General features: G+C 34.6%; 6 protein-coding genes. 1 reads left to right on the top strand and 5 read right to left on the bottom strand.

What is annotated here, in order from left to right:
• Both CUN59_RS16255 and CUN59_RS16260 read right to left on the bottom strand, forming a co-directional pair.
• The coding region (locus CUN59_RS16255; protein WP_104388817.1) for a DNA adenine methylase at positions 1–607 on the bottom strand (607 nt) is incomplete at its 3' end.
• Positions 608–613: 6 nt separating this feature from the next.
• Complete coding sequence (locus tag CUN59_RS16260; RefSeq protein WP_104388818.1) at positions 614–1756, bottom strand: hypothetical protein; 1143 nt, start codon at positions 1754–1756, stop codon at positions 614–616.
• Between the two features lie 80 nt (positions 1757–1836).
• On the opposite strand from CUN59_RS16260, the gene CUN59_RS16265 reads away from it, so the two are divergent.
• A complete protein-coding gene (locus CUN59_RS16265) occupies positions 1837–2562 on the top strand; it encodes a cytochrome b/b6 domain-containing protein (protein ID WP_104388819.1) in 726 nt (241 codons plus the stop codon).
• A gap of 184 nt (positions 2563–2746) precedes the next feature.
• On the opposite strand, the gene CUN59_RS16270 is transcribed toward CUN59_RS16265, so the two are convergent.
• The 3 genes from CUN59_RS16270 to CUN59_RS16280 all read right to left on the bottom strand — a co-directional run bounded on the left by CUN59_RS16270 (position 2747) and on the right by CUN59_RS16280 (position 10216).
• On the bottom strand, positions 2747–3871 hold the full coding sequence (locus CUN59_RS16270; protein WP_104388820.1) for a hypothetical protein: 1125 nt from the start codon (positions 3869–3871) through the stop codon (positions 2747–2749).
• Between the two features lie 68 nt (positions 3872–3939).
• Positions 3940–7368 (bottom strand): acetate and sugar kinases/Hsc70/actin family protein, encoded by a 3429-nt coding sequence (locus CUN59_RS16275; protein ID WP_104388821.1) that lies wholly within the window; start codon positions 7366–7368, stop codon positions 3940–3942.
• Positions 7369–7663: 295 nt separating this feature from the next.
• Positions 7664–10216 (bottom strand): dynamin family protein, encoded by a 2553-nt coding sequence (locus tag CUN59_RS16280; protein ID WP_104388822.1) that lies wholly within the window; start codon positions 10214–10216, stop codon positions 7664–7666.
• Positions 10217–10434 lie beyond the last annotated feature (218 nt).

A 10434-nucleotide genomic window follows, 5' to 3' on the forward strand; every position in this document is an offset into this window, starting at 1 on the left:
CTGTATGTAAATCGCCTTTTTTACCATATAGTTTAGATTTTTCGGCTTTAAAATAGGGAGGATCTAAAAATATAAATACATCTTTTCCTGGTTGATTAATAAGATGGCTGTAGTCTAAATTGGTAATTTTGATATCTGGCGTTAATATACTTGCTAATTTTTCCAGTCTGTCTATTGATGAATTGGTAAATCTTTTATGAAAAGCTTCAAGAGAAAAGCCACCTGATTCTATAGTACCCGAAAAGGTAATTCTGTTAAGAACAAAAAACCGGACTGCTCTTTCTAAATCTGATAAGGTATTAACATCTACACGGGCTAATTTTGCAAAAAGTAATTTTCCATCTTGGTAATTTTCTTTTATCTGACGAACTTCAGAAACTAATTTAGATAAATCAGATTGTGCAAAATGCCAAAATAGGTATAATTCGGGGTTTAAATCATTAATCGCCATCTTTAAATTAGGAAGTTGTTGTTTAAGGTAGATGAAGACTGAACCACCACCAACAAAGGGTTCTCGAAATTCAGAAAACTTTTTTGGGAGATATTCAGAGATTGTTTTAATTGCTCTAGATTTCCCACCAGGATAACGGAGAGGACTTTTGATCATAAAAAATTATATCTGAGAATTACCGGACACTTGTATTTTTAATTTTTGATTATTTTCAGCTTCTAAAGCCAACTTTCTGATAATTGCTTGTTGCTTTTTCGTAAAAGTTGTCTTGTTAATTTGTAAAAAATTCTCTATTTCTTCTCCTTTTGCATCAGGAAAAACAATAGAGCCAATTACATTTTTTCCAGTAAGTTTTAATTTTGTTAAAAAATTAACTGGTTCTCCATTCAGTTTTAAAGAATCTAGGTTAGAAAATAAAATTAACTTAAATAAACCATCTTGAATATCAGGAAGTTTAGGTAAAGATTCTTTTGAAGAATTTTTGGATTCTTGAATTATGTACTCATCATTATAAACAAATATTTCGTCAGCCGTCAAGTGGTAAACGCCCCCTAAATAATTTTCAATACTAAAAGTTGCTTTTAGTCCATCTTCTAAATATTCCATTTTATGATAAGTCATAGCTTCCCGTTTACTAGCATCTTGAGAATTTTTAAGAGAAATATTTTTAAATTCTTCAAACTGCAAAATAATTTTTTGTAAATAATTATCCATAGTTACTCGTGAGTGGATCACCACTCCCGTTTTACTAGCAATAGAATCATAAGAGTTCAGTGCTTTTTCAAAAATTGATAAAAATCTGTCTTCAAATAAATTTTTATTCCAATGCAAAGCACTTTGACGATATGCTAATATTTCGTCAATCTGAGCTTTCACAAATTCATTATTAAATTTTTGATTAGAAAGTTTATTTTTGGCTGATTGTCCTTTTTTATTACTTTTTTCTGCTGTTTCATAATAAGCAAGAACAATATAAATATTTAGTAAATTCATCCAGGAAATAGTAGAATATTGAATGACATCTCTATCTCCATCTTGACCTTCATCTTTAATTACTGGAATAATGGTTATAATTTTAGATGAATTATATGTAGTATAGATTCTAGCAAAAGGATAACTTCTAGTTCTTTTAGGTGAAACCCATTTAGAATAAGCAATCTCAGTTATAAATGACTTGATTAATCCATAACCACTTGCTTGATTGACATCAAAATTATCTATATTAATTTCATTTAATTTTTCACCTAAGTATGTTTTATAGGTTACTCCTTTGATAAATCCTGTAAAATGTATAATTTCAACCATTAATGTACTTTACTGTAATTACTATCTAATGTATTATATACTTTTATGGCGTATTTATAGCAAACATACTCAATCAGTTTATGAATCGTTCAGCACCCTATCAACCCTTGATCTTGAGAATCCTTCATGGTATTAGCGGAATTTTAGTAATTGGGGCAATTATCAGTGGATTCTTAATTTACAACACTTTTGACAAAAGATTTGGATATATTCCCATTCCCAAAATTAATCCTATTCAGGATATTCATGGGACATTAGCAGTATTTTTCCTAATTTTACTCCCATTTTTTGCTGTTTATAGTTTTCATGCTGGGAAAAGACGACTATTACAACCAGACTCTATCCAAAATTTAACTCAATTTGGTAGACCAATTTGGTGGGTAAGTCTACAACGTTTAGTAAATACTAAAATGTTACTTGCTGGTGTTTTGGCGGTAGTGTCTGGGAGAATGATGAAAGAAGAATGGCTACCAACAGGAGAACTTGATCATGTTTGGTATTATGTCCATTTAATAGCTTGGTTAATCATGATTTGTTGTATAGCAATTCATGTTTTGATGTCTGCTAAAGTGGGTGGTTTGCCATTATTACTATCAATGGTATCATGGAAATTTCGCCCAGAAGATAGTCCTGTTAACTGGTATAGTCGTTTGCGTGGTTGGTTGGGTAATTTTTCCCATAATCTTAGGGAAGAAATTAATCAGTTTATGGGGGGTAGTTTATTATTGAAAATAATCGAGGTGATTGTATTAGGGGGAATTATTGCAGCGTTTGTTTTACCTTTATTTTTTGGTGATGCTGAATGATAAAAGGAGTTACTATGAAGGTTTTTAGTAATTTCTAATCGCAAAATTTGTAAAAATTCTTCTAAGTCTAGCGTAGGGTTTGCTGAACAAAGCTATAACCGTTTATTAATAGGGGTTTCGCGGATTTGTTCCCTGTTCCCAGTTAAGAGTTCCCTCTCCTCACAGACAACTTTTTCAGCAAACCCTAGCGTAAAGTCCGAAATATAACTCTCCCTGGATACTGTTGCTGATTAATTCTGGCATAGACTCGCAAACAAGTTAAGACTTCACCAGGATTTCCTCCACAGTCTAATTGCAAGTCATCTTTAGAAAATTCACAAACATCAGCATACAGTCCTGATAATTGTTTGAGTCGGACTTCATTACCTGCTTTAACTGCTTTATCAGCAGCTTTTCTGAGGAGAAGACGAGATTCTTTTTGTAATTTTCCCCACCAAGAATAACGTTCAGCAGGGGGAATAAATACTAGGGAATGAATGGCTTCATCCATGTCAATCCAAGCACATAAATTTAAGATAGTATCGGTATTATCTTCACATTTTTGAATGCGGTGAAAGCGATCGCTTAATGCGTCAATATATTGATGACGTTGTTCTGATTTAGAATGTAAAGAAACCACATCAAAACTAAAAACACTTTTTAAAGCATGATGTAAGTCTGAATCTATTTCAATAAACTTAATATATAAAAGTAAAAATCCGGCAATTAAATGTAAATTTTCAGAAAGATGGGTTTGGGCAATTTCCGAATTTACTAATGCTGTTTGAGATAAACCTAGTCCTTTTGCTTTCACTGTCCCACTTAACCCAGGATAAATAATTTCATCACGGATAAATGGTAATTGTTCAAGATGATGATCATCTGCCATTGCACCTATTTCTTGTATAAAAATTAAAGCTTTATCTCGCCAAGATGTAGCTAAATATTCGGGAACTCGTAACAGTTTTCTATGAATTTCGTTCCATATTTCCCCATCTATTTGACTTTGAATATGAGAATTACCAAGATAAAACTTTAATTCAGGATCATCATTAAAAGCATCTTTTAATTTTAATAATTTTGGTTCATTTCTTAACTCATGTTCTTTGAGATCCCCGACTTCTTCAACAAGTCGGGGATCTTTGACTGGTGCAGGTTCTAATAATTGATGGAGTTCTTGTAGAAGTGCTTCACATCTCTCAATTCCCGGATCAATTGGATATTCTTGATTTGCTTGGGTTAAAGTTGCAGCTAGTCCATATAAATTAAAGCGTAATATTTTAGCTAATTCCGAGTTTTGTGTAGTTAGTAATTTATGTAAATGTTGCATAATTTTATTAAGATGAAAATAAAAGATTTTAGATCCCCGACTTCTGGAAGAGGTCGGGGATCTTGAACTTAATGAATACCGCAAAAAGGATCACGTTCTTTATCAACTTCGTTGGGTTGTAATTCCAATTCTGCGCGATAAACACATCCTTCTTGTTCTAGACATTCTTGATTATTAGATGTCCAATAAGGAACAGCACCAGCGTGTATTCTTAATATACCTTTGTTATCAAGAGTTACATGATATTGACAAGGGTAATCTGTGATAATATCTGGTCTGCTGAGTGTGCCAATACGTATCCATTTTTTCGTATTAGTTTCACTATCAGTTTGATAAATATAGAAGGTGTGTTGACCACTTTTAGGAAAAGGTGGCAAAGGTTTACTAATTAATCCTGTTCCTGGTTCTTTAACACCATCCTGTAAATAATGAAATGTTTCCATTAATTTACTATCACTATCATTATTATCAACTGCAAATACTAAATGATAAGCATGGGGTTGATCAACTGTGGCAGATTCTAAAACATTAACAGCAATATCACCATCATTTAAGTTATGTTGATAATTTTCAACGGCAATATTCCATTTTAAATTTCCATCAGTAAATAGGATATTTTCAGCATTTTTAGATATGACTGAATTAATATCAATACCAATTACATCTATTAAATAATGGGGATTACCACGACATAGTAAAACACTAAATTGTAAAGCTTGATCTATTTCAAATTGTATTTTGATTTTTTTGAGAAATTCCTGTTCTTCCATACCCAATTTATCCATCAATATTTTACCGTCGAAACTACCCCAGAGGCGAAAAGTTCCGTTTTCATAATCTTGACGATGGATAATATTAGTTAATTGTATACCCTGCCAAGGTGTCCGCACTTTAGCCACAGTATCCCAAGGTGCAAGTTGATATAGTTCTTGTCCTGCATTAAAAATGGCTAATGGTTCGTTACTTTGGGTTTTGCGTTTAAAGTTGCAAGGAAGATAATAAAACAGGTTTTTAACATCAATTTCTAATTGATTTGCACCTTTGCGTAAGAGATTTTTAGATTCTTCAGGATCAAATCGAAACCGACGTAATTTTTCGGCATAACAAGCACCTGCGGAAGTAGCAAGTTTGGTAAATTCTAAAACAAAAGTAATTCGTTCAGGATTCCAAACAAAATAAGGTGATTGACTAAATTCTGCATAAATTTGTTGTTGAACCAGATCAAGATTACAAGTTTTTCCAGAGAGAATTAACCAATCTACTTTTTGATTAGTTTCTGCACTAAGACGACTTTCCATTAAGCCTTTAGCAATACCAATTGCTTCTTTAATTGAAGAATTTGCAGCTTGTTCAAATTGGTGATGATCTATGGTTAGATAAATAGATTCAGAACTTCTAACCTGAAATTTAATGGCACTTTGGGCGAGAAGTTCACTAATTTGTTGTTCGTTTAAAGTGAAGGTTAATAAAGAACCATCTATGGGTGGTTTTTGTCCTAATTTGAATTTAGCGGCTTCAGCATGATCCCATAAGGTGTAAAAGGTTTGGAGGCGTTGAGGTGCTTGTTGCCAACGAGTGGGTAAGACTTTTTCGGCTGTATCTAAAGCATCTTTAAAGGCAACATCACCTTCGGGATTTTCCTTATCTATACATTTCAATAAACTACCAGATTTAAATTTTCCGTCTTCTAAAAAACGTTCGTTTAATTCAGAGTTAATTAAGTCTTCTAATTTATCGCTTTCGATGTCACCTGTAGTAACTGCAGTGAGGAGAAAATCAGAAATAGCAACTTTTAATAGGCGGAAAATTCGTAAAGTAATTAATTCACCACCTAATTGCAAATGTCCTGAAGAACCTAATAATTTAGGGGTAAGTTTGTAGTAACGTCCGCCCAAACCTCTATCTTCATGATCTGCAAAAAATGGAGTTTTATCTTCTAGATTTAGTTCAATTAAAGCTAAGTCAGTTGTACCGCCACCAATATCTAAAACCAGAACATTTTGTGACCATTTATTCCCATTTTGACGACAACGAGTTTTAAAAGATTCAATGCCAATATTCAGATTTCCGCCAAATTCTCGCCATAGGAAAAAGATAGCTACAGAAACAGCTTCATCATAGGCAGTTTGTACATCATCAATGCCTAATTCTTGGACTAATTGCTTAATCTCTTTGCGAACTACGGGAGGGGCAACGGTGGGATAGGTAACAACTGCTGTTAAAAAATCGCCTTCTGAAAATCTGCGTCTACCCCGTTGACGATAATCTTCTGTTAATTCAATTAATTGCGCCCAAGCAGCTTGAATGAGGCGATTAACTTGGATATTTTCTTCATCTTCTCCTAAGATAATGGGGAAAGATCGATCTTGTCCAAAATAGCGTTTGGGTGAATGATGAAATCTGCTAATAATTTCTTTTACTGAAACAGTTGTTCCCTGGGCTATGGCTTTTTTTCTATTATCTCTTGCGTCTCTGCCCATGCGTAGTTTTAAGGGGATTAATTGGGATACTTCCATTTCACTGGGAATTTCTGTATCGCGGCGGTCAATATCTAAAACTACGGGAATTAAATTTTGTGATTCTAATGTGGGAACGCGGAAAACTTCATGATATATGGCATAAAGTTTTTTACTCACAGCCCGTCGAAATCTATCACTTGTTCCTAAACATAATTCAACTTGGCGAATTGCTTCTAAAAATAATTCTTTGTGATCACTTTCAAAAATTTCACTTAATTGATGTGATTCTATTTCTAAGTTTTTGCTAATATCAGCTAAGAATTTATCCCACTCACCGGCACTAACATCTGGTAAGGCTAAATCTGAGGGAGAATTTAACCATTCAGCCATGCGTTCTCTTAATCTCAGTTCCTGTTCTCTAGGTAAAACTTCAGCAATAGGAACTTCAATTGGGTCAAAAAGTGTCACTGTTGAGTTAGAAGTACCAAAATCTAAAGCTAACCAACCCGGAAATCTTTTTCTTTGTTTTTCATTGAGTTTTTCACTGAGTTGTTGACTTAAATTATTTAAATTATTTAGATAGTTGTCAAATTGCGAAGTATTCATGACTGTAGGATTTTCTGAAGGTAGATTTGATGATTTTTCTAAATTGGGTATAAACCAAAGATCAGATTCGGCGGATATGTCTTTAGATATAGACAAATCTGGTTTTCCTGTTGTATCAGAATCAAAATATTCAATCATTACCTTTAAAGTACAATCAACTATTGTTGTTAAAGGTGCATCTAATTGACAGATATCTTGTCCTAATTGACAAATGCTAGTAATTTGTTTGGGTGTGACTGAATGAAATTGTCTATAGCTGTTTTGAATTTTTGCTGCTAATTCATAAGGTGTACCTCTGACTATGCAGGTAATTCTAGCAACATGGGGAATATTGCTGTTAATAGGGACAATTTGAATAGCGGGTAGATGCAACTGTGAGTTTTCTTTCATCCCTAATTTAAAGCTAGGTAGAAGTTGAATTTCCACCGGCATTTTGATTTTCCTTTTGTGTTGGTTAATAATTAATTGTTAGCGCATTCTCCTCAATTGATTTGATTAGGACTTACGCAAGATTGATGGAATAACGAACCCCAGAGGTTAGGGAGAAATGAGGATTTGAGAGATAGTTTGCATAAGTTGTGTTGATAACTAAATGTTTATTCTCTGTTTGATGGGAGAATATGGATTTAATGAACCACGAAGAAACTAAGGACAGGAAGGAAGAGGGAAGAGGGTTTGGGCAATTTTACTTTTCTTTACACAGATTGGTTTTATTGTGTTCACCTACTTAAGTGAATAATTCAGTTTCATTAATGTTAGCAATATCTCCTAAAATTTCTAACCAAGCAGGTATGGCAAATTCGGCTTGTGAGTCTCTGGTAGCAATATATCTTAATAATGCTTCTTGTTTGGAAAGGTTCTGCAAGCTGGGGATAATTTGATCTAAAATCCCATTGATTTCTATATTTACCTGTTGATTGATTTCACTAACATATTGTACTAGATGAAGACTGGCACTAGCTGTAATTTCATCTCGTAGTCGTAAAACAAAAAGTTGATGATTGGTGTTTCTAGATGGATTTTGATTTCTTTCGGGAGACCAATCAAAAATTTGTCCTACGCTGTGTTTTTCGTCTTGTCTGGCTAGGGGAAAAATATTTTCTGGTTTGATGGTTTGATCATGGTTATTTATTTCGGCAATAATGGCTTCTTTCCATTGGCGAGGATCACATCCTAGTAATAGTTTATAAAATAAATCTGCTTCTTCTAGTCCAAATTTTGATTCTATTTCCTGTTCCATTTCTGGTTGAAGAATTGTTTGCAGTTTTTCCCGTTGTAAAGTGATTTGATGTGCTAATGAGTTTAATAAGTCTGCCAGGGCTTGACGAATGCGATCGCTCGCAAAATTTTCCAGTTCTTTAACTGTTTTCTCAAAGGCTAGATAAAAGTCATCACTCTTGGTTGGTAGGGAGGTATTTACCCGATTTCCTCTATCAAATAATTTACCGGCTGCACCTTTAAATTCAGCTAGGGTAATTGTACCATTTTGAACTTTATTAAATAGTAATGTCCACTGACTCCAATTTAAAATCTTTAAAGTTAGTTCATCTTTAATGACATCACTAACCACAACTCCCCGCCGATCTTTTAGCTGTTCTTTACCTAAATCTTTTTGGAAGTTTCTATAGATTTTATCTAAACTTTCTATGGCTGATCTTAATTCTAATAAAGCTGGTGTATCAACTGTGGGTATACCTTGTTCATGGATTTCGGCGATACTTTCTTTCAAGTATTCTTGTTGTTGACGGATGACATCAGCAGCCCGACGGGTATCTTCATATAATTGCTTTAAGCCGTGATTAGCGACATGGGTTTGAATCAATTCTCTTAATTTACTAATACCCCCATCTTGGGCAAAATAACCTAATTGTCGGCCGAGTTGATTTCTACCATCTGCTGCTAATAAAGCCTCACTTAAATCACCCCATTTCTGTTGTAATTTTTTGGGTCTTTCCATATAATCAGGATAATCTAAATTGGCAAGAAATTCCTCAGAACCGGCTTTAACTTGACTAGACCGTTTGGCTAATTCAGATAATCCTAACAGTGGTGATAATAAAACGATTCTGTCTTTTTGAGAAGTAAATGCCTCCGCCCCATCAATAATGGTTTTGAGAACTTTCAATTTTTGGAAAACTGTATTTGTTTGTAAAGGTTGAGAATTAGATTGATTATTGATTAATAAATCTAGTTCCCTTTCTCCACCTTCACTTTCTAAAGGTAGTTGATCAAAACGTCCCACACCGACAAGAATTAAATCTTTAAGGTCTTGTCCGGGACGTTGTTGCTGCATCATTGTGAAAATTTTATTAGCGCGATCGCTCCCTGGTGATTTACCATTAAGTAAGACTAAAATTGTCTGTACCTGTGCTAATTCTCGCAATGATAAATAAGCATCTCTAGTTCCCGAATTGGCTGCACCTAAACCAGGAAAATCTAACAAAACAAATTCCTCTGCCCCTGTCACATCCCAAATTTCCCGTGATATTTTCACTTCAATATCAACACGCCGAATGAGGGCAAAACTATTTTGTAATAATTGCGTTGCTAATTTTTGCGGCGCATTTGGTAAGCGAATATGCGCCGATGGTAAATCCTCAAATTTTAGAGATTGAATGGCCATGGGCATTTCTGCCAGTTGTAAACCCTCATGGGCAGTAATAGCATCAATTTGGTAAAAGCGACCGCATAAAGCCTCACCATAGGCTTGATAAGCCCGTAAAAATGACACCAACTCCCGCACTAAATAACGCAACTCTAAATTATTGGAACTTTTCCAAACTTCCTCACACCAAATACTAATATCTTTACCTGTTTTAATTTTAGCAACTTGTAAGGATGTCACCCCGGCGGCAGTAGCGCGGCGGTTTGCCTCTTTTAGCATGAAGTGTAAGCACTCATTTACCCCTTCATGGGATAAATATTCCACCGTGTAATTATCTACTTGGGTAGTTGCAAAACCATCCTGTGGTTTAATATGAATCGCAGTTACATTACCCGTAGTCGGATTTTCACTCACAGGTAAAGCGTCAGCATAACCAATCAAACTTCCTAGCAGTAAACTTTTACCACTGCTAAATTCCCCCATAATGCCGATTTTTACCGGGGAAGTTGCCAGTTCTACAGTTTTTTCAGCCGCTTCTCGCAACCGCAACAAACAATCATCAAGGCTAGTGGGAACCCAATCTTCCTCCTGGGAAGGACGTTGGGGTACAGATTCAATTTTGCGGAGGATAAATTCACCATACTCTTTTAATCGCGCCAGCTTATCTGGTTCCATACAGTGGTCTTTGGTTTGAGTTCATTTTCACAACAGGGTTATAACACAAAACTGAAAAACCATCACAATTGATGCAACGGGAAGGAGGCAGAGGGGTAGGTAGATAAGATCCCCGACTTCTTTTATTGTGTCCATAAATTATTAATTGATCTTAAGAGGATGTCTGAAAACTTTTTTCTGTGGTATCCAACACTTGTAGATCCCCCTAAATCCCCCTT

The sequence above is a fragment of the Cuspidothrix issatschenkoi CHARLIE-1 genome, assembly GCF_002934005.1.
GTDB classification, from domain to species: Bacteria; Cyanobacteriota; Cyanobacteriia; order Cyanobacteriales; family Nostocaceae; genus Cuspidothrix; species Cuspidothrix issatschenkoi.

What these genes read in the sequence shown, in the direction of transcription:
- CUN59_RS16260 (WP_104388818.1), bottom strand. Translation starts at nt 1,756, where the DNA reads ATGGTTGAAATTATACATTTTACAGGATTTATCAAAGGAGTAACCTAT.
- CUN59_RS16265 (WP_104388819.1), top strand. Translation starts at nt 1,837, where the DNA reads ATGAATCGTTCAGCACCCTATCAACCCTTGATCTTGAGAATCCTTCAT.
- CUN59_RS16270 (WP_104388820.1), bottom strand. Translation starts at nt 3,871, where the DNA reads ATGCAACATTTACATAAATTACTAACTACACAAAACTCGGAATTAGCT.
- CUN59_RS16275 (WP_104388821.1), bottom strand. Translation starts at nt 7,368, where the DNA reads ATGCCGGTGGAAATTCAACTTCTACCTAGCTTTAAATTAGGGATGAAA.
- CUN59_RS16280 (WP_104388822.1), bottom strand. Translation starts at nt 10,216, where the DNA reads ATGGAACCAGATAAGCTGGCGCGATTAAAAGAGTATGGTGAATTTATC.